We start from the raw sequence: 19992 nt of genomic DNA on the forward strand, positions 1-19992 counted from the left end.
TGGGCTTTAATTCAAATCGCAAGCGTTGAGTGCCAGGCACTTGCTCTTTGTCGCTATGGTGCTTAGGTCTCGGCCAACAAGAATACGGAGAACCCATGCTGTCGCTGATCCAAATCCTGCTGCTGATCCTGGACATTGTCTGGTTCATCATCCTGGCCCATGTGATCATGAGCTGGCTGATCAACTTTCAGGTGCTCAACCTGCACCAACAGCTGGTCGCGCAAATCTGGTACGGGCTGAACCGCCTGTTAGAGCCAATTTATGGCCCGATCCGGCGCATCCTGCCCAATATGGGCGGTCTGGACCTGACGCCGCTGGTGGTGCTGATCGGTGTCTATGCGCTGCGGATCATCCTGATCAACAACGCGGTCTATTTCTACTGACCTCTTGTTCCCCGATTCCGACTGTGTGATTGTCCGTTCAAGAGCAGTCAAATCTTGAAACAGGGCACCCCCGCACATGTTCGACGCCGCGCCTTTGCTGCGAGATGTCTTTGGATTCGATGAATTCCGCCCCGGGCAGGAAGAGATTGTCGATGCCGTAACCGCCAGCCAGAACGTGCTGGCGATCATGCCCACGGGTGGCGGCAAATCCCTGTGTTTTCAACTTCCTGCCCTGCTGCGTGACGGGGTGACGGTGGTGATCTCGCCGCTGATCGCGCTGATGCGCGACCAGGTGCGCGGGTTGCAGGAGGCCGGGGTCGAGGCCGGTGCGCTGACCTCGGGCAACACCCCCGAGGAAACCGACGCCGTGTGGGAGGCGCTTGAGGCCGGGCGGCTGAAACTGCTGTATATGGCGCCCGAACGGCTGGCGGCGGGCTCGGCGCTGGGCATGTTGCGGCGGATCAATGTCAGCCTGATCGCGGTGGACGAGGCCCATTGCGTCAGCCAATGGGGCCATGATTTCCGCCCCGACTATCTGCGGATCGGAGAGCTGCGGCGCGCGCTGAACGTTCCCCTGGCCGCCTTCACCGCCACGGCGGATGCCGAAACCCAGGACGAGATCGTCGAGAAACTGTTCGACGGCACGCCCCCACGCAAGTTCCTGCGCGGGTTCGACCGGCCGAACATCCACCTGGCCTTTGCCGCCAAGGACAGCCCGCGCAGGCAGATCCTGGATTTCGCCGACGCCCGCCGAGGCCAGTCGGGCATCATCTATTGCGGCACCCGCAACAAGACCGAAGTGCTGGCGCAGGCGCTGCGCGAACAGGGCCATAGCGCCTGCCACTATCACGGCGGGATGGAGGCCGAGGACCGCCGCATCGTCGAAACCCGCTTCGCGCGCGAGGACGGGCTGATCGTGGTTGCCACCGTGGCTTTTGGCATGGGCATCGACAAGCCCGACATTCGTTGGGTCGCCCATGCGGACCTGCCGAAATCGATCGAGGCCTATTACCAGGAAATCGGTCGCGCCGGCCGCGACGGCGGGCCGGCCGAGACCCTGACCCTGTTCGGCCCCGACGATATCCGCCTGCGCCGCTCTCAGATTGACGAAGGTCTTGCTCCGCCCGAGCGCCGCATGGCGGATCATGCCCGGTTGAATTCTCTACTGGGGCTGGCCGAGGCGCTGGAATGCCGCCGCCAGACCCTGCTGGGCTATTTCGGAGAACAGGAGGCACCCTGTGGCAAATGCGACCTGTGCGATACACCGCCCGAAGTGTTTGATGGCACAACACCCGTCCGAATGGCCTTGTCCGCGATTCTTCGTACCGATGAGTGGTTTGGCAGCGGTCACCTGATCGACATTCTTCTGGGGAACGAGACCGACAAGATCCGCGCGCGCCGTCATGATGGTCTGTCCACCTGGGGCATCGGCAAGGAATGGTCGCGCGCGCAATGGCAGGCGATATTCCGCCAGATGATGGGGCACGATCTGGTGCGCCCCGACCCCGAACGCCACGGGGCCTTGCGGATGACCGAGGCCGCCAAACCAATTCTCAAGGGCGAGGCAAAGATCAACCTGCGCAAGGACGCCCTGCGCAAGGCAACCCGTCGCCCCGCCGTGAAAGCCATGGTGTCCGATGAAGATGCGCCCTTGCTGTCGGCTCTCAAGGCCAAAAGACGCGCTTTGGCAGAATCCGCCCGGGTCCCGGCCTATGTCATTTTCCCGGATCGCACCCTGATCGAAATGGCGGAAAAGCGCCCCATGACGCTGGACGAGATGGCCCGGATCGGCGGCGTCGGCGCCAAGAAGCTGGAGCGCTATGGCGACACCTTCCTTGAAGTGATCGCGGGCGAGGTCCAGGCGTTGCACCCGGCGCGCCGCAAGCTGGCCGGTCGCGATCAGGGCGACATCTATGACCGCTTGCTGGAAGTACAATCTCAATTGTCCCGCGGTCCCGACGGGATAGACAAACCCCTGACCTGCTCGGCCTCGCAGCTGGCAAAGGTGGCGCAGATGCGCCCTGACGACCTGCGTGGACTAGAACAGGTGCTGGGCGACCGGCGTCACGAAAGGTTTGGCACTGCCTTTCTGGACGTGTTGCGTGGGGCGGGCTAGATACGTCAGAGCAGGCAAGAAGAGAGGGCAGGTATGCTGGTAGTGATTTCTCCGGCCAAGCGGCTGGACTGGGCAGAGCGGGACGTTCAAGTCACACAGCCGGATTTTCAGGATGATGCGATCAGACTGTCCAAAACCGCACGCAATCTGACCCTTGGCGATCTGAAGAAGCTGATGGATCTGAGCAATGATCTGGCGCGTCTGAATCGCGATCGTTATCGTGCTTTTTCCGACATGCCAGACGCCGATGCGACGCGCCCGGCCGCGCTGGCCTTTGCAGGAGACACCTATCAGGGTCTGGAAGCAGCTTCGCTCGACCCTGACGAACTGGCATGGGCGCAGGATCATCTGCGCATCCTCTCAGGTCTCTATGGTGTCTTGCGGCCACTCGATGCGATACAGCCCTACAGGCTGGAGATGGGCAGCAAGCTGAAAACACGGCGCGGCAAGAACCTGTATGAGTATTGGCGCGACCAGCTGAGCAAAGCCCTGAACGCACAAGGCAACGTGATCGGCAGCGACGTTCTGATCAACTGCGCCAGTCAGGAGTATTTCGGCGCCGTGGACCCGAACGCTCTGAAATTGCGCGTCATCTCGCCGGTTTTCATGGAAGACAAAAACGGCACTCCGAAAATCGTGAGTTTCTTTGCCAAAAAGGCGCGTGGCGCAATGGCGCGATATGTCATTCAGCACCGCCTGACCGACCCCGATGCCCTGCTGGATTTCGATACGGGCGGTTACGCGTATCGTGCTGACCTGTCGGAAAAGGACAAACCTGTCTTTGTTCGACCTTATTCGGCCTGAGACGCTGACAGCCTGATTGATGTTTCCTTCCACGGTTTCGGGCCGTGGGTCCGAGCGAGGGGCCAGCCCCTCGCGCTCCCCGGGATATTTTCAGCCAGATGAAGTGGGATTCTGGTGGTGGTCACTCATGGGTGCATGTTCCTGGGCGAGGTGATTGTCCATGACTTCGCTTACGCCATCCGGTTGGTGTTGCAGGATCATTTGATGAATATGGTTTTTGCGCAGCGGTTTCGTCATGTAGTGATCCAACCCCGCGGACAGGATACCCTGATCGTCACCGGCCATTGCATGAGCCGTCAAGGCCACGATCGGGACATGACGCCCTGTTTCGACCTCAAGCCTGCGGATTTCAGCAGTGGCCTGTTTGCCGTCCATTTTTGGCATGGAAATATCCATGAAGATCAAGTCCGGGTCAAACTCCTGAAAGATCTCAACGGCTTCAATTCCATTGGACGCAAATCGCAGGTCTATATGCAGGTCTTTGACCATCTTTTTCAGGATCAGCTGGTTGGTAAGATTGTCCTCGGCCGCAAGTACCTTCATGCGCCTTGTTTCCAAGACTTTGGTTTCTTTGTTGTCAGGGGCGGAATTTCGCTGCGTCGAGCGACGTTCCGGCGGCGGAGTGTCCTTGAGAGCCACGAGCCTGGAATACAACTCGGCCCTGGGGATCGGCTTCTGCAACACACCGTCGATCAGTTCACGGGCTGGGTGCGTGTGGATCAGGGATGGATTTGCAGACATCACGATGACCGAGGCGTCGCCCCACCCACGGTCTTTGAGGGTGACGGCAAGATCCAAGCCATCCATATCCGGCAGATCATGGTCGCACAGGACAAGTTCAATCGCGTCATGCATTTCTGCCAGCGCTTCGGCCCCTGACGCGCAAACCGTCACTTCGGCTCCTAAACGGCCAAGTTGTTTCGCCAAAATGGCACGGTTTACGGCCAGATCCTCGACCACCATGACGTGTTTCACGCAATCCGCCAGTTTCGGAGGTTCGGGCTGTGGGCCTTCTGCCGTGGGCAGCGACACCCTGAACCCGAAACAGGACCCCTGACCCGGTTCGCTTTCGACCCAGACCGAACCGCCCATCATGGTGATCAGGCGCCTGCTGATGGCAAGACCCAATCCGGTACCTTCAAATTGGCGATTGCGTTCATCTTCGACCTGATTGAACTCACCAAAAACGTGGTTGATCTTGTCCGCATCGATACCGATGCCGGTATCTTCGATGGCAACATGGATGTCGCATGTCTGAGCCTGGGCATGCGGAACGCCTGTCACACGGACCAGTACATGCCCTTCCGTGGTGAACTTGACTGCGTTGCCGACCAGATTGGTCAGAACCTGCCGTATTCGGCCGGGATCGCCCACAAAAAGGGTGGGCAGGAACAGGTCGTAATCCACAAGCAACGTGAGCCCCTTGTCGCGCACGCTTGGCTGTAACAGCATCGCGACTTCAAGAATGCAGCGCTCCAGATCGAAGGGTTCAGGGTGCAGAACCAGTTTGTCCGCCTCGATCTTGGAGTAATCAAGCACGTCGTTGATGATGACCAACAGTGCCTCACCCGAATTGCGGATCGTGTTGACATAGAGCCGCTGTTCTTCGTCCAGCGGAGATTCACCAAGCAGTTCGGCCATACCCACGATACCATTCATCGGCGTGCGGATTTCGTGGCTCATATTGGCGAGAAAGGCTGATTTGGCCCTGTTGGCCGCTTCCGCCCGTTCGCGGGCAGCCTTCAGTTCTGTTTCGTGCCGGACCGACGCGGTGATGTTGAGCGCCAGGCTGACCACGTCACCGCCGCTGCCACGCTGGTCGATCAGGCGGATGTAGTGGCCGTTCCACAGCTGCATGACGATCGGAGGTGGATTGGCCCGGTTCCAGCGTGCCTGCATTCTGGTCTGCCATTCCTCGGCAGTTTCGTCACCGGTATCGACAATTCCTTCGGTGGTCAGCAATTGCAGAATGCGCTGGTAGGAAATCCCTGGCACCACCTCATCCAGCCCTTCAAATACGCTGAGATATGCAGCGTTTGCGCTGATGAGCCTGCTGTCGCCGTCAAAGAAAGCAAACCCGTCCTGAATGGTTTGGATCGAATGCCAAAGGCGGCGTTCGGCAATTTCGATCTTGGCATGGGCGACGGTGAGATCGGATTTGACCTTTTCGTTTTCGCCGCGAACAGTTTCAACTTCGGCCTGAGTTTCACCAATACGCCGGGTTAGCGCCATGGCGTGTTGGCCCAGTTTTCGATTTGCAGCCGATAGTTCGGCCTGTTTCAAGGCAAGCATTCGTTCGGCTGCCAGACGCGCACGCCGTTCCTGTGCCAGTTTGTTTGCAAGACTCATTTTGATCGATTCCGGGACGTTCGGAATTCAGCATCGCGACAGAGAATGAAAAACTGTTTAAGCCGTTGCGTTACAGGCGCGCGCCATGCAAGGCTGAGCCCAAATAGGAGGGCACCTATGCGTCGCTTTGTTTTTATTTCAATGACTTACATAATTTTCCTTCTGATCCTTCCCGCTGCCGTTCTGGCGCAGGGCGCGGTGCCTGAGTTCCGCTATGTCACCTCTCGGGACACGGATTTTTATGGCTCGGATCTGGATGCTCTGTTCGACACCGATCTGAAGTCCTGCATTCAGGCCTGCTCGGCAAACGCGCAATGTACGGCGTTCACCTACAACACCCGGTCCGATGCCTGCTTTCCCAAAAGTGGCGTGAACCGGCAAGAGGCGTATCAAGGCGCATTGTCCGCGCAAAAGGTGCCAAGCGCTGAACAGACCCTAACCTTGGGGAAAACGCGCGAGCAAGAACTCAGCGTCCTGAGTTCTGACGATCTGGGTCACGCAAGAAAACAAGCCCGCGATCTGGGGTTCCTGCACCCGGCAGGAGGATATGATCTGCAAGCCGTTCTGGATGCCGCGCGCGACGCGGGCAGTGTCACGCAAGCGATGCAGTGGACCGGCGTCGCCGTATCGCTAAGCGACCGCGCGGATCTTTGGGTGGAATATGCGCGCCTGCTGCTGGCCATGAACCCTTCGGGTTGGAACGAGCGGCGCGACCTGCGCAACCGCGCGCTGAATGCGGCGATCAATGGCTATCTGCGCGCCGATGGTCCCGGCTCCCAGATCGCTGCGCTGATGACCCTTGCGGAGGCCCTGGAAGAGGTTGAGCGCGGGCGCGACATGATCCCTGTTCTTCGACTGGCCGAGCAGGTGCAACCGCGGGAAGACGTATTGGCCGCCTTGGACAACGCCATCGGTAAATATGGCTTCCGCGTGGTCGACAGCTCGGTCGAAAGCGATGCGGCTGCCCCCAGGATTTGTATCGAATTCTCGGAATCGCTGGTCAAAGCCGGGGTTGATTATGATCCCTTCGTTCAGCGTGACGCTGACGCGCTGGTCGTGCAGGCCGAGGGCAGCCAGCTTTGCGTCGATGGGGTTGCGCATGGCCAGCGCTATCGCCTGACATTGCGCGAAGGCTTGCCTGCCGCCTCGGGCGAAGCACTGAACCGCAGCATTGAACTGACCCATTATGTTCGCGACCGGGCACCTTCGGTTCGGTTTCCCGGGCGCAGCTATGTCCTTCCGAAATCAGCCGACGCGGCCTTGCCTGTCGAAACCGTCAATGTCACCGAACTTGACCTGACCCTGCGGCGGGTCAGTGATCGGAACCTGTTGCGTGCCGTGCAACAGGGTTTTTTCGGCCGCCCGCTCAGCGAATGGCAGGAAGAGGAATTCTCGGACCAGATTGCCCAGGACATCTGGACGGGTATTGCCGAGGTTTCCAACCAGTTGAACCAGACCATGACGGCACGTCTTCCCATGGCCGAAGCGATCTCGGATCAACCTGCCGGTATCTATGCATTGACCGCCCGCGTTCCGGGGGCCGATCCCTATGACAATCCTGGCGCAACGCAATGGTTTGTTCTTTCTGATCTGGGGATCAGCACCGCCCTTGGCACTGACGGGCTGCACGTGACCGTGCGCGGGCTAAGCGATGCAGTACCGCGCCAAGGTGTCGAAGTTTCGCTGGTCTCAGAGGCCAATGCCGTCATCGCATCGGCACAGACCGATGAAACCGGCTATGCAAGATTCGATCCGGGCCTGACACGCGGCAAAGGGGCCAGTGCGCCTGCTCTGGTGACGGCTGCACTCGATGATAGCGATTTCAGCTTTCTCTCGCTGACCGATCCTGCCTTTGATCTGTCGGATCGCGGCGTTGAAGGGCGCGCGCCGGCGGGGCCAGTCGATGTCTTTCTGACCACCGACCGAGGTGCCTACAGGGCCGGCGAAGTGATCCACGTCACTGCCCTGTCCCGCGATGGCAAGGCGCTGGCCATCGAGGGCCTGCCTCTGACTGCGATCCTGTATCGCCCGGACGGGGTGGAATACCGCCGGTCGGTCTCGGATGGCGGCGTTGCCGGGGGCCATGTCTTTGCCCTGCCCGTGGCCGCAGACGTACCGCGTGGCGCATGGAGGGTTGAAATCAAATCCGATCCCAAGGGCGATGCACTGGCGCGTCAGACCGTGCTGGTCGAGGATTTCCTGCCCGAACGTATCGATTTTGACCTGACCCTGCCCGACGCACCTTTGCGCCCCGGCGACAGTCCACCGCTTTCGATCGACGCACGCTATTTGTTCGGAGCGCCGGGGTCCGACCTGAGCATTGACGGGCAGGTCATCGCGCGCCCGGCGGACACAGTTCCGGGCTATGAAGGCTATCGCTTTGGTCGCTATGATGCAGAAACCTCAATCAAGAGCACATATTTCGGAGACATGCGCACAGACACGGCGGGGCAAGCAACAGTGGCCGTCGAAGTCCCTGTATTAGAGACTGAAGGAAAGCCGATCGAGGTCGAAATCATCGCCCGGCTGGCCGATGGCTCGGGCCGCCCGGTCGAGCGTCGCCTGACCGTGCCCGTCCTGCCGCCGCACCCTGTTATTGGTGTCAAACCCCTGTTCGACGAAGTCATCCCGGAAGGCACCGAGGCTGCGTTTGAGGTTGTCGGCCTCTCGCCTGAGCTGACGCCCATTCCGATGCGCCTGCGCTGGACGCTGAACAAGATGGAAACGCGCTATCAATGGTACCAGCTTCACGGCGACTGGAATTGGGAACCGACAACGCGCCGCACCCGTGTCGCCACTGGCGAAGTGGACGTTTCCTCCGACCCTCTGACGCTGACACAGCCTGTGGAATGGGGGCGCTATGAACTGGTGGTGCAACGCGTAGACGGAACATATACCGAAACCGCCGTCGATTTTTATGCGGGCTGGTATCAGGCGGCTGATGCGTCAACCACGCCGGACCGGCTTGAAATGTCATTGGATCGCGACAGCTATCGCATCGGGGATACGGCGCAGTTGCGGATTGTACCGCGAATGGCCGGTGTCGCTCAGATCGAAGTCCTTTCGAACCGTCTGATCCATCGCCAAATGGTGGAAGTGCCGGAAGGTGAAACTCTGATCCCCATTGAGGTAACGAAGGATTGGGGCGCAGGGGCTTATGTCACCGCAACCGTGATCCGTCCAATGGATGTTGCAGCCGGTCAGAACCCGGCGCGGGCAATGGGTGTGGCCCATGCCAGCATCGATCCAGAGGAACACAAACTCTCCATAACTGTCGATGTGCCCGAGGTCACCGCACCACGTCAGACGCAAAAAGCCCGTATCAGGGTCGAAAACGCCGTGGACGACGAACCGGTCTGGCTGACGCTGGCCGCTGTCGACGTGGGCATTCTGAACCTCACCGGATTCGAAAGTCCGGACCCGCAAGGATACTATTTCGGGCAGCGCCGTCTGGGCGTTGATCTGCGGGATGTCTACGGGCGACTGATCGACGGCATGACCGGAGCCATGGGCACCGTGCGCTCGGGCGGCGACAATGACAGCGGGATGCGTCGCCAGTCTCCGCCGCCGACGCAAGACCTGATGGCCGTGTTTAGTGGCCCCGTCGAGATCGGCGCGGATGGTGAGGTTGAGATCGACATTCCCCTTCCCGCTTTCAACGGAACCGTTCGGCTGATGGCCGTCGCATGGTCGCACAAAGCCGTCGGCCAGGCCGAAGCCGAAATGATCGTCCGCGACCCTGTGGTCGTCACCGCCAGCCTTCCGCGCTTCCTTGCCCCAGGCGATCAAAGCCGCATGCGTCTTGAGATCGTCCATGCGGATGGCACACCCGGGGAAATGGTACTTGGCCTGAGCGCCTCCAACGGTTTGGAGCTGGGTGCGGCACCATCCAGCTTTGTGCTGGAGGACGGCGGCAAGGCGGTTTTCGAGATCCCGATCACGGCCAGCGCCGTCGGCGATCCTGAAATCAGCGTCTCGATCACCACTCCTGATGGGCGCGACCTGTCGCAAACCCTGCGGATGCCCGTGCGGGCCAATGATCCGGTGATTGCCCTGACACGGCGTTTTCCCTTGGGCGCAGGCGACAGCTTCCTGTTTTCACAGGACGTGTTTGACGGGTTCCAGCCGGGTTCGGCCAAGGCCATCCTGTCCGCCGGAGCGTTGGCAAAATTCGACACACCCGGACTGCTGGATCAGCTGAACCGTTATCCCTATGGCTGCACCGAACAGATCACCAGCAAAGCGCTGCCGTTGCTGTACCTGTCATCCGTTGCGCAAGCCTCGGGGCTGGGGGATGGTCCGGTTGTGGATCAACGCATCGCCGATTCGATCCGCAGCATCCTGACCCGTCAGGCCGCGAACGGCGCCTTTGGTCTGTGGCGCGCAGGCAGCGGGGATTTCTGGCTGGACGCCTATGTGACCGACTTCCTGTCCCGTGCCCGCATTCAGGGACATCCCGTGCCGGACCGGGCTTTCGCTCAGGCAATGGACAACCTTCGGAACAGGATCAATTACGCGCCTGATTTTGACGAAGGCGGTCAGGACATTGCCTATGCTCTGATGGTTCTGGCGCGGGAAGGCGCGGCCTCGATGGGTGATCTGCGCTATTACGCGGATGTCAAAGGGGATGCCTTCGACACCCCTCTGGCGGCGGCGCAATTGGGCGCAGCCCTGGCCTCTTACGGCGACCAGACCCGCGCGGATGCGATGTTCAACCGTGCCGCGCGGATGCTGGATCGGCAACAGAACCAGCAACAGAACGTCTGGCGCGCTGACTACGGCACCCACCTGCGGGATGCGGCCGGTCTGTTGACCCTTGCCACGGGCGCGGGCAGCGAGGCGATTGACCGCGATGCTTTGATCCAACGGGTGAGCACGGGCCGCACGCCGCTGTCCACGCAGGAGGCCACGTGGTCGTTGCTGGCGGCGCACGCGCTTGTGTCTGACCCAACGGGGTCGGGCTTGATGGTCAACGGCGCACCGGTTTCCGGTCCGTTCGTGAAGGTTCTGCAATCCGGGCAGGCGGATGAGATCAACATCACGGCCGCCGACGGTCAGGCGACGGATATCACCTTGACGATCACGGGCATTCCGGAGGTTCCGCCCGAGGCGGGCGGCACCGGCTACGCGATCGAACGCCGGTACTATTCGATGGATGGCGATTTGATCGACGCAAACAGCTTTGCCGTGGGTGACCGGTTCGTCACTGTACTGCAAGTAACACCGTTCGAAAGCGGCGGTGCGCGGTTGATGGTGGACGATCCACTGTCCGCCGGGATCGAGATCGACAACCCGAGCCTGCTGCGCTCGGGCGATGTGCGGGCACTCGACTGGCTGGACCTGTCCGACGCCACCCATACCGAGTTCCGTTCGGACAGGTTCCTGGCCGCCGTTGATTTGTCCGGTCGTGAGACGGTAACGCTGGCCTACGTGGCGCGCGCCGTAACACCGGGCGTGTTCCATCATCCTGCGGCCTTGGTCGAAGACATGTACCGCCCGCAGAACCGTGCGCGTACGTCTACCGGACGGGTCGAGATCCAGTGATCAGCCTTGCGCCATACCGCTGCTTGGATGGCTGTCATGCCTAGGCGGTCGCGGCTTTTGTTTGCGCTGGCCGGAGCACTCTACTTGACGGCATTGGCGCGGGATGGTGTTGACCGCTGGGTCGACGCCACAACCCTGCCTCCCGTTCTGGCTGAAGCTTCGGTCGAGATGCGAGACCGGAACGGCGACCTTCTGCGTGCATTTCCAGTCGAGGATGGCATCTGGAGGCTACGGCCCGGTGCCGTCGATCCGAATTTCATCGCCATGCTGATCCGGTACGAGGATAAACGGTTCTGGACCCACGCCGGAGTGGACCCCATCGCGATGCTGCGGGCCGCCGGGCAAAGCCTGTGGAACGGACGCAACGTGTCGGGCGGGTCCACCCTGACCATGCAGGTGGCGCGGTTGATCGAAGATGGCCCGACCGGGCGCTGGAGCGGGAAATTTCGCCAGATCAGAGTCGCATTGGCGTTGGAGCGGCGTCTGAGCAAACAGCAAATCCTGAACCTTTATCTGACCCACGCCCCCTATGGCGGCAATCTGGAAGGGCTCCGTGCCGGTGCCCGCGCGTGGTTTGGAAAGGACGCCGCCCGGCTGACTCCCGCACAGACAGCCCTGTTGGTCGCACTGCCGCAATCCCCCGAGGCCCGGCGTCCGGATCGCAACCCACAGGCCGCCCGAGAAGCGCGTGACCGGGTGCTGCGCAGGCTTGAACGCCATAACGTCCTGACCGGTGCTGAGGCGCGCGCGGCCATGACCGAACCCCTTCCGGATCGGATGAATTCGTTTCCGCGCCTTGCACCGCATCTGACTGACCGTGTGGTGCGGCAAGCACCCGCAATCCAGGCCTTCGATCTGACGCTGGATGCCGGATTGCAGGCCCGGCTGGAAACCTTGGTGGCCCAGGCCGCCACCCGTGTCGGACCGCGCGTTTCCGGGGCCCTGATCGTGGCCGATCATCGCAGCGGCGAGGTTCTGGCATCGGTCGGATCTGCCGGGTACCAGGATGCGCGTCAGGGGTTCGTGGATATGACCCGGGCCGTACGGTCGCCCGGATCGACCCTGAAACCTCTGGTCTACGGGCTGACCTTCGATCAGGGGCTGGCCCATCCCGAGACCCTGATCAGCGACAGCCCCGTCATGTTCGGTCGGTACGCGCCGCGCAATTTTGACGGCGCATTCCGTGGAGATGTCCGGGTGCGGGAGGCATTGCAATTGTCGCTGAACATCCCCGTTGTACGGCTGACGAATGAGCTGGGGCCCGTTCGTGTGATGACGGCATTGCGGTTGGCCGGCTCGGAACCGCGTCTGAAGGGCGGCACACCCGGATTGGCGATTTCTTTGGGCGGCGTGGGGTTGAGCCTGCACGATCTGGTACAGGTCTACGCCACCCTGGCAGCTGGAGGCACAGGCCCGATCCTGCATCATGACGTTCTGGCAGACGCTCAGCGCACCCCGCGCGTTCTGTCAGAAACCTCTGCCTGGCAGGTTGCGGACATTCTGGCCGGGCTCGCGCCACCGGCAGGCGGTGCAACAGGGTCGCTTGCCTACAAGACCGGCACGTCTTATGGCCACCGCGATACCTGGGCCATCGGCTTTGACGGGCAGCACGTCATCGGGGTCTGGCTGGGCCGCGCCGATGGAACGCCTGTTCCCGGTGCATTTGGGGGCGATCTTGCCGCGCCGCTTCTGGCCGAGGCTTTCAACCTGTTGAAACCCGACCTCACGCCCCTGCGTCCCCCGCCACCCTCGACCCTGCTTGTCGGCGCGGCCCAATTGCCGCAACCGTTGCAGCGATTTCGCCCCCGCACGACAGCTTTCAAGGATGATCCCTCGGCGCCGGACCTGCTGTTCCCGCCAGATAACGCCGTGTTAGAGACGTCAGGAGCACCACTGACGGTCAAACTGCGTGGCGGCGTCGGGCCGTTTTCCGTGCTGGCAGATGGTGTGCCGGTGCTGACCGGACAGCGGCGACGAGAGTTCGAAATCCCCAATCCGGGGACCGGCTTCACCTCGCTTGTCGTGGTGGATGCGCAAGGTCAGTCCGACAGGGCGTCAATCAGGATCGATTAGCGCCGCCCTTCGCGCAGCCAACCGCCCAACAGGAAACCTCCTGCCAACAGCAAAACCAGCCAAGGTGGCAGCAGACCCGCCTGGGTCACATCCCGTGTCTCGTAGGCATCGCGCGGGGTCAGACCGATCCAGCCCCGACCAGCCGCCGGACGCCCGGCGCGCACGTTGCGGATCGACGGCAATCCATCTTCCAAACGGATCACGCCGCCACGCATGCCGGCCAGAACCGGTTCAAGAACATCCCCCGTTGCAATGGTGCGTTCAAATTCCTTCGGCGCGGCGGGACCAAGGCCAATCACGGCTGTATGGTCGCCTTCCTGCAAACGGTAAAGACCAATCTCAGGCCCAAAATATTGCGCTTCGAACCGCCCCGGAGAGACCTCTTGCAAAGTGATTTCCAGCGTTTCGCCGTTCGGACGCGTCACAGTCACCGGACCCACATCATCCCCAAGCGTCTGTCGAATGATGCGCATGGACTGCCCGTTGGCTTCGGCCCACAGCGCCTCTTCCTCAAGCTCGGGTTCCTTCATCATCCAATGGGCCAGCCTGCGCAAAAGCTCCAGTTGTGGGCCGCCGCCTTCAAAGCCACGGCTCCACAGCCAGGCGTGGTCCGAAGCCAGCATCGCGACACGCCCTTCTCCAACTCGGTCCAGAACCAGCAGGGGGCGTTCGTCAATGCCTGTCATCAGAACCTCGCCCGAGCGATGGTTCACATCGATCTGGCGCAACCAGGCCCCCCAATCCTCGGAATCGCCAAGATTTGTTGTCACCGGATGGCGCTGACCCAAGTCGCTGACCTTCGGAACATAGCGTTCCTCGAAGACACGCGCAGAGGGTTGAGCCGGCAGGATCGGTGCCAGCGGCGACCGGAAAATGCTGTCAGCTCCGGCGAAATCGGGACCGGCCGCAATCAGAACGGCGCCGCCATCGTTGATATAACTGGTGACGTTGTCCAGATAGATCGCAGGCAGGATGCCGCGCCGCTTGTAGCGGTCGAAGATGATCAGATCGAAATCGTTGATCTTTTCCAGAAACAGTTCACGCGTTGGGAAAGCGATGAGTGAAAGCTCGTCGACGGGCACGCCATCCTGTTTCTCGGGCGGACGCAGGATGGTGAAGTGCACGAGGTCTACGGAACTGTCGGATTTCAGCAGGTTGCGCCATGTGCGCCCACCGGGATGCGGCTCACCCGAGACCAGCAGAACGCGCAGGCGATCCCGAACGCCGTTCATCTGGATCAGCGCGGTGTTGTTGCGGTCGGTCAACTCACCTTCGGCCTGAGGCACGGAAAACTGGATCACGTTGCGCCCGCCATGCGGCAGGGTGACAGGCAGTTCGACGTCCCGACCGATTGGAATACTCAGCTGCTGCGGCTCGCCACCATCCACGGAAATCTCCAGCGGCGCTGTCGCGGCACCCGCGGGGGCTGCACCGCTGTCTTCCACGCGCAGGGTCAAAGTCACTGATTCTCCGATGATGGCAAAGGCCGGCGCATTTCGGACGATAAGCCTGCGATCCCAGTCGTCTGCACGCCCGGTTTGCAACAGATGCATCGGCGCCGGCAATTCCGGGGCCTGATCGGCATCATGCACGATCCCGTCCGATACCACCAGAATGCCCGCGATGCGCGCGCGCGGTTCTTCGGCCAGGGCTTCATTCAGGGCGGCCATGACCTGCGTGCCCTCATCCCCGTCACCGTCGCCGACCCGAATGCGGCGCAGTTCCGTATTGTCCCGCGCCTCGATCTCGGCGGCCAGATCTTCGGCGGCCTGCGCAGTTTGACGGGCCCGGTCCGAAAGTGTCTGGCTGGCGCTTTCATCCTCGATCATCAAAACGATATCCGTCAGCGGCGCGCGGTCCTCGACTTGATAGACCGGACCGGACAGTGCCGCGATGACAACCAAAGCCGCCAATCCCCGCAGGGCCCAGCCCGACAAGCCGCGCCACAAGGCCAGACCTACTCCGACAGCGGCAATCGCCCCCACAGCAGCCAAAAACGGCCACGGGATCAGCGGGTCGAATATGACGGTTCCGGTCATTGTCCCAACCTGTCCAAAAGGGCGGGCACATGGACCTGATCGGATTTGTAGTTCCCGGTCAGAACGTGCATCACCAGATTGACGCCAAAACGATTGGCCAGTTCGCGTTGCCGTTCCCCGGCATAGCCACGACCGACAGGCAACAGGGCCTGCCCGTTGCGATCCACGGCCCAGGCCCCGGCCCAGTCATTGCCGCCGATAACCACCGGCGTCACATTGTCGTTGAGGTTGCGGAATGGCATCCCCTCGATCTGTTCGGCATCCCCGGGCGCAGCTTCGACCCAAACTTCTGCGCCGGAATAGCGACCCGGAAAATCCTGGAGCAAATAGAATGTTCTGGTCAGGACGTGATCGCGGGGTATCGGCTCTAATGCAGGGATATTCAGCGGTCCGGCCAGTTGCTGCAACTTGCGGCCATTCGGACTGGATGCGCCGAAACCGGCAATATCCGCGTCGCGCGTGTCAAACAGGATCATCCCCCCCGAACGCAGATAGGCGTTCAGTTTGATATACGCCTCGGCCGAAGGTTGCGGCTGGTTCGGTGTTATGGGCCAATAGAGCAGCGGAAAGAATGCCAGTTCGTCTCGTTCCAGATCAACGCCGATGGGGTCCGCCGGTTCGACAGAGGTGCGAAAGAACAGGGTTTGTGCCAAGCCCCGCAATCCGGCCTCGGCAATGTCGTCCACCTGCGCGTCACCCGTCAGCACATGCGCCAGCACAAGTTCTTGCGTTGCCGCCAGGGCGAACTCGGTATCTTCGGGAGTCTGCGCCTGTACGTCCGGCACCAGCAGAAAAGCCGCCAGCGCCGCAGCCGTCGTTCGGGCCAGACCCAGCCTGCCCGACAAAGCCAGAGAGGCAATTATGTCAACCGTCAGCAAGATCAGTGCGAGGCTGAGCAACAGGCCACCAAGCGGGGTTTCGGTGCTGATTTCCTGCCCCTTGATCGGCACATTGGCGGGCCAGGTCACCGGGCGCAGCTCGGTTTCTTCCGAGACCACGTTCAATGCCAGCTTCTGTTTACCGCTTTCATAAAGACCCGGACGCAGCTCTGGCCCGATCCGGCCCGAGATCAGCTGAACCCCATCCACACCGGCCAGCGTTCCGGCATCCGACAAGGCCCCAAACCCGTCCATGATCTGAACCGGTTCCCACGTGGTGCCCTGCAACTGCGCCTCTTGCCGCGACTTGGCTGCCGAAGCCACGGCCAAACGGTCCAGCATCTCGACGAACAGGCCTGACAAGGGCAGGCTGGACCATTCGGCATCCGCAGTGACGTGAAACAGCACCACCTGCCCAAGTCCCAGTGCCTTGCGCGTCACCAATGGAGTGCCGTCGGACAGCGAAGCAATCACGCGATCCGCCAAGTTAGGGTCTGGTTGGGCCATGACTTGTGTCGAGACAACCACGTCATCCGGGATAGCCAGGCCGTAAAAAGGAGAGTTCTCGGGGAATGGAGCCAGCGTCTTCGCTTCGCCCCAGCTCATCGCGCCGCCGACGGATCGCCCACCGCTGCGCAGCCGCGCCGGCAACAGGGTGTCTTCGGTGTCCCTGCCCAGATCGCTGGCCGCCATGCGCGGACCGGCAAAACGCAGCAGCAGCCCACCCTGTTCGACCCATTCGATCAAAGCAGCCTTTTCCGGTTCAGACATCTGGGCCACGTCCGACAGGACGATCACATCCGGGTTGGCGGGCAGAACCTCAAGCAGGGCGCCATCCACAAAATCCGCGGTCGGACTCAGGACCTGTGTCAGGTAATGCAGAGGCGACAACAGCTCCAGCCCTTCACGGTTGAGGGTTCCGGCAATCAGTGCAACCTCGCGCCGGCGCAAACTGTCATCGGTCAGGGTCACGGCCCCGGCGGACCTTTGGCCCTGAATTTCAAACCGCGTGATCCGGGCGCGCAATTCCGACGGCAGTGCCAGATCGGCCTGCGCCGTGGTTTCGCCGGCTTCAAGGGTCAGCTCAACGGAATGCAGCACCCGGGCCGTGCCCGCCGGATCACGGCCTTGCGCCAATACCGTCACGCGGTCTTCCGGGCCGGGGCCCGCGCGCTGAACGGTCAATTGGATCAGCCCGTCCTGATAGGCCGCAGGCCGGATCGCAACGGGCCGAGACGCCGCCTGATAGACCGTCACATCACCGCGCGCCTGAAGGCTGGACACCAGCTCAGCGTGGTCTGCATAGCCCAGCCGGTCACTGAACCAATGGGTATCAAACCTGCCGTCAACGGCGTTCAACGCGGCAATGGTCTGAGCAATCTGATCCGCATTCGGCTGCCAGGGGTTCGGGGTCAGCCCCGGCAAACGCCCGCGCCACGCTTCCGCAGCCTGAAATACAGGTGTTTCCGGCTCTGTCAGGCGCAAAATCGCAACCGTGCGGCCCGCGCGCCCGGCTTCGGACAGCTGGGTGTCGATTTGGTCAAGTGTCGCCGGCCAGCGCGCGGCACCGGCCCAACTGGCATCCAGCACCAGCAGCAGCGGCCCGGTTCCGGTTTCATCCCGTGACGGGTTCAGGACCGGCCCTGCCAGCCCGATGATGATCGCAGCCGCCGCCAGCATCCGCAGCAGCAGCAGCCACCACGGGGTGCGGTCGGATACGCTTTCGTCATCCTTCAGGCCCAGCAGCAGCGTGACCGCCGGGAACAAGCGGCGGATCGGTGCGGGCGGAACAGCGCGCAGGATCAGCCACAGGATCGGCAGGGTCAGAAGACCCAGCAACACCCAGGGCGCGGTAAAGCCGATGCCCGCCAGAACCGTCATCGCGTTCCCCCGTCCAAGGCCCGATAAAGCCACAACAGAGCCGCCTGCGCGCTGTCGCCCGTGTGATGCAGGCCCAGTTGCCAGCCCGTCGCCCGGCATAACTGCGTCAGCGCGTCCTTGCGGCGTGCGAGGCGTTCCAGATAACGATCCCGCAACTCAGCAGCCTTGAGCGTTTCGTGTCGGACGGACCCTCCGACGCTTTCGAAGATGGTGCGCCCGCGATAGGGAAACGACTCCTCACCCGGATCCAGCACTTGCAGAACCACGCCGCGCACGCCACGGTCGGCGGCTTTGGTCAGGGCCAGTTCAACCTCATCCATGGGGCCCAGAAAATCAGAGATGAACACGGCGCGGGCATGAGGGATCATGGCGCGGTGTTCGGGCGGGGCGTAATCCGCTTGATCATCCTCGGACCAGGCCTGCGCCAGCCGGATGATCTGCGCATTGCCGCGCCGGGGCGGCAAGGTGGTGCCGGTCAGGCCGACACGTTCACCACCGCGCACCAGAAGGATGGATGTCGCCAGCCCCAACAGCCGGGCGCGATCCGCTTTGGTCGGCAGGGTCTTGTCGGATGCAAACCGCATTGAAGCCCCCTGATCGACCCACAGCATCACGGATTGCGCGATCTGCCATTCCCGCTCACGTACAAACTGCTGATCCCCCCGCGCCGAGCGGCGGTGATCGATCATGCGACGGCTGTCGCCGATCTGGGCCGGACGGTATTGCCAGAAATCATCCCCCATGCCGGATCGCCGTCGACCGTGGTCGCCCAGCAGAACGGTACCTGCCAAATGCTCGGCCCGCGCCAACAGGGGCGGCAGCCGTGATGCCTCGGCTTCGGATCTTTCGCGAAGGGTCAGCGCGGCATTCACGCCGCGGCCTCGGTCCGGATCAGCCCGACAGCGGTCGAGTCGATCAGATCAGCAAGGCTGTCGCCACGCGCCCGTGCCGCAAAGTTCAGTGCCATCCGATGGCTGAGCACCGGGCGCGCCATGTCCAGAACATCCTCGGCATTTGGCGCCAGACGTCCCTGCAACATGGCACGCGCCCGCACCGTCATCATCAGCGCCTGCGCTGCACGAGGGCCCGGGCCCCAGGCCACGGTTTCGGCAACCCGTTCGGACACACCAGATTCTTCGGGGCGGAAGGCCCGCACCAGATCAAGGATCAGCTCAACGACGGATTCTCCGACCGGCATCCTACGCAACAGGACCTGCGCGGCCAGCAACTCTTCCTTGCTGAAAATCTGATGCGCTTCCTCTTCTTCAACCCCTGTCGTGGCCAGCAGAATATCCCGCTCGGTCTGACGGTCGGGGTATTCGACATCGATCTGTACCAGGAACCGGTCAAGCTGCGCTTCGGGCAGCGGATAGGTGCCTTCCTGTTCAATCGGGTTTTGCGTTGCCAGCACGTGGAAGGGCGTACCCAATGAACGATCCTCGCCCGCCACGGTCACTGTGCGTTCCTGCATCGCCTGCAACAGCGCCGACTGAGTCCGCGGACTTGCCCGGTTGATCTCGTCCGCCATCAACAGCTGACAGAAGATCGGGCCGGGAATGAACCGGAAATGGCGGCTGCCATCGTCGGCAGTATCCAACACCTCAGAGCCCAGAATATCGGCAGGCATCAGGTCGGGCGTGAACTGAATGCGGTTGCCATGCAGGCCCATCACCGTTGACAGGGTCTCGACCAGACGCGTTTTGCCCAGCCCCGGCAAACCGATCAGAAGGGCATGGCCGCCACACAAAAGCGCGGTCAGCGTCAGGTCAACGACCCTCTCCTGCCCGATGAAGCGGCGGGTGATCGAGGCCTTGGCCTCTTGCAGCTTGTTTTCCAGCGCTTCGATCTCGGCTACGAGGTCGGCAGGTTCGGTCATGACTTTCCCTTCCGTGGACTATTATGATTGAAGTGTATCGCGCTGAGAG

The 19992-nt window shown here is 61.8% G+C and carries 10 protein-coding genes; 5 read left to right on the top strand and 5 right to left on the bottom strand.

The window, feature by feature from the left end:
• The first annotated feature begins 95 nt into the window (after positions 1–95).
• The 3 genes from AC2FF8_RS15400 to yaaA all read left to right on the top strand — a co-directional run bounded on the left by AC2FF8_RS15400 (position 96) and on the right by yaaA (position 3303).
• Positions 96–383: a YggT family protein gene (locus AC2FF8_RS15400; RefSeq protein ID WP_005980077.1), complete on the top strand. Its 288-nt coding sequence runs from the start codon at positions 96–98 to the stop codon at positions 381–383.
• A 76-nt stretch (positions 384–459) separates the two neighbouring features.
• Entirely contained in the window at positions 460–2499 is a 2040-nt protein-coding gene (gene recQ / locus AC2FF8_RS15405) for a DNA helicase RecQ (RefSeq protein WP_496880121.1), read from the top strand.
• 33 nt (positions 2500–2532) lie between these two features.
• Positions 2533–3303: a peroxide stress protein YaaA gene (gene yaaA, locus AC2FF8_RS15410; RefSeq protein ID WP_496880122.1), complete on the top strand. Its 771-nt coding sequence runs from the start codon at positions 2533–2535 to the stop codon at positions 3301–3303.
• Positions 3304–3393: 90 nt separating this feature from the next.
• On the opposite strand, the gene AC2FF8_RS15415 is transcribed toward yaaA, so the two are convergent.
• Positions 3394–5652 carry a response regulator gene (locus AC2FF8_RS15415; protein ID WP_496880123.1) on the bottom strand — a complete coding sequence of 753 codons (2259 nt, stop codon included), beginning with the start codon at positions 5650–5652 and terminating at the stop codon, positions 3394–3396.
• A gap of 117 nt (positions 5653–5769) precedes the next feature.
• Between AC2FF8_RS15415 and AC2FF8_RS15420 the strand changes: the two genes are divergently transcribed.
• Positions 5770–11196, top strand: coding sequence for an alpha-2-macroglobulin family protein (locus AC2FF8_RS15420; protein ID WP_496880124.1), 5427 nt, complete (start codon positions 5770–5772; stop codon positions 11194–11196).
• Positions 11197–11232: 36 nt separating this feature from the next.
• On the top strand, positions 11233–13269 hold the full coding sequence (gene pbpC / locus AC2FF8_RS15425) for a penicillin-binding protein 1C (protein WP_496880125.1): 2037 nt from the start codon (positions 11233–11235) through the stop codon (positions 13267–13269).
• On the opposite strand, the gene AC2FF8_RS15430 is transcribed toward pbpC, so the two are convergent.
• Genes AC2FF8_RS15430 through AC2FF8_RS15445 form a run of 4 tightly spaced genes read right to left on the bottom strand, consistent with a single transcriptional unit; the run spans position 13266 to position 19943 of the window.
• On the bottom strand, positions 13266–15308 hold the full coding sequence (locus tag AC2FF8_RS15430) for a hypothetical protein (RefSeq protein ID WP_425079931.1): 2043 nt from the start codon (positions 15306–15308) through the stop codon (positions 13266–13268). The two genes, pbpC and AC2FF8_RS15430, sit on opposite strands and share 4 nt — an antisense overlap.
• Positions 15305–18067, bottom strand: a complete 2763-nt coding sequence (locus AC2FF8_RS15435) for a DUF4159 domain-containing protein (protein WP_496880126.1) — start codon at positions 18065–18067, stop codon at positions 15305–15307. The genes AC2FF8_RS15430 and AC2FF8_RS15435 overlap by 4 nt, the downstream gene beginning before the upstream one ends.
• The gene (locus tag AC2FF8_RS15440) at positions 18064–18939 is read right to left on the bottom strand and encodes a DUF58 domain-containing protein (RefSeq protein WP_170346772.1); all 876 of its coding nucleotides are present in this window, start codon (positions 18937–18939) and stop codon (positions 18064–18066) included. The genes AC2FF8_RS15435 and AC2FF8_RS15440 overlap by 4 nt, the downstream gene beginning before the upstream one ends.
• Entirely contained in the window at positions 18936–19943 is a 1008-nt protein-coding gene (locus AC2FF8_RS15445) for an AAA family ATPase (protein WP_425079929.1), read from the bottom strand. The genes AC2FF8_RS15440 and AC2FF8_RS15445 overlap by 4 nt, the downstream gene beginning before the upstream one ends.
• Between the last annotated feature and the right edge of the window lie 49 nt (positions 19944–19992).

The sequence above is a fragment of the Ruegeria sp. YTSA144 genome (assembly GCF_059610125.1).

Excerpts from the sequence above, each read along its gene's own strand:
- pbpC (WP_496880125.1), top strand. The coding sequence starts at position 11,233 with ATGCCTAGGCGGTCGCGGCTTTTGTTTGCGCTGGCCGGAGCACTCTAC.
- AC2FF8_RS15400 (WP_005980077.1), top strand. The coding sequence starts at position 96 with ATGCTGTCGCTGATCCAAATCCTGCTGCTGATCCTGGACATTGTCTGG.
- AC2FF8_RS15445 (WP_425079929.1), bottom strand. The coding sequence starts at position 19,943 with ATGACCGAACCTGCCGACCTCGTAGCCGAGATCGAAGCGCTGGAAAAC.
- recQ (WP_496880121.1), top strand. The coding sequence starts at position 460 with ATGTTCGACGCCGCGCCTTTGCTGCGAGATGTCTTTGGATTCGATGAA.
- AC2FF8_RS15420 (WP_496880124.1), top strand. The coding sequence starts at position 5,770 with ATGCGTCGCTTTGTTTTTATTTCAATGACTTACATAATTTTCCTTCTG.
- AC2FF8_RS15435 (WP_496880126.1), bottom strand. The coding sequence starts at position 18,067 with ATGACGGTTCTGGCGGGCATCGGCTTTACCGCGCCCTGGGTGTTGCTG.
- AC2FF8_RS15430 (WP_425079931.1), bottom strand. The coding sequence starts at position 15,308 with ATGACCGGAACCGTCATATTCGACCCGCTGATCCCGTGGCCGTTTTTG.
- AC2FF8_RS15415 (WP_496880123.1), bottom strand. The coding sequence starts at position 5,652 with ATGAGTCTTGCAAACAAACTGGCACAGGAACGGCGTGCGCGTCTGGCA.
- yaaA (WP_496880122.1), top strand. The coding sequence starts at position 2,533 with ATGCTGGTAGTGATTTCTCCGGCCAAGCGGCTGGACTGGGCAGAGCGG.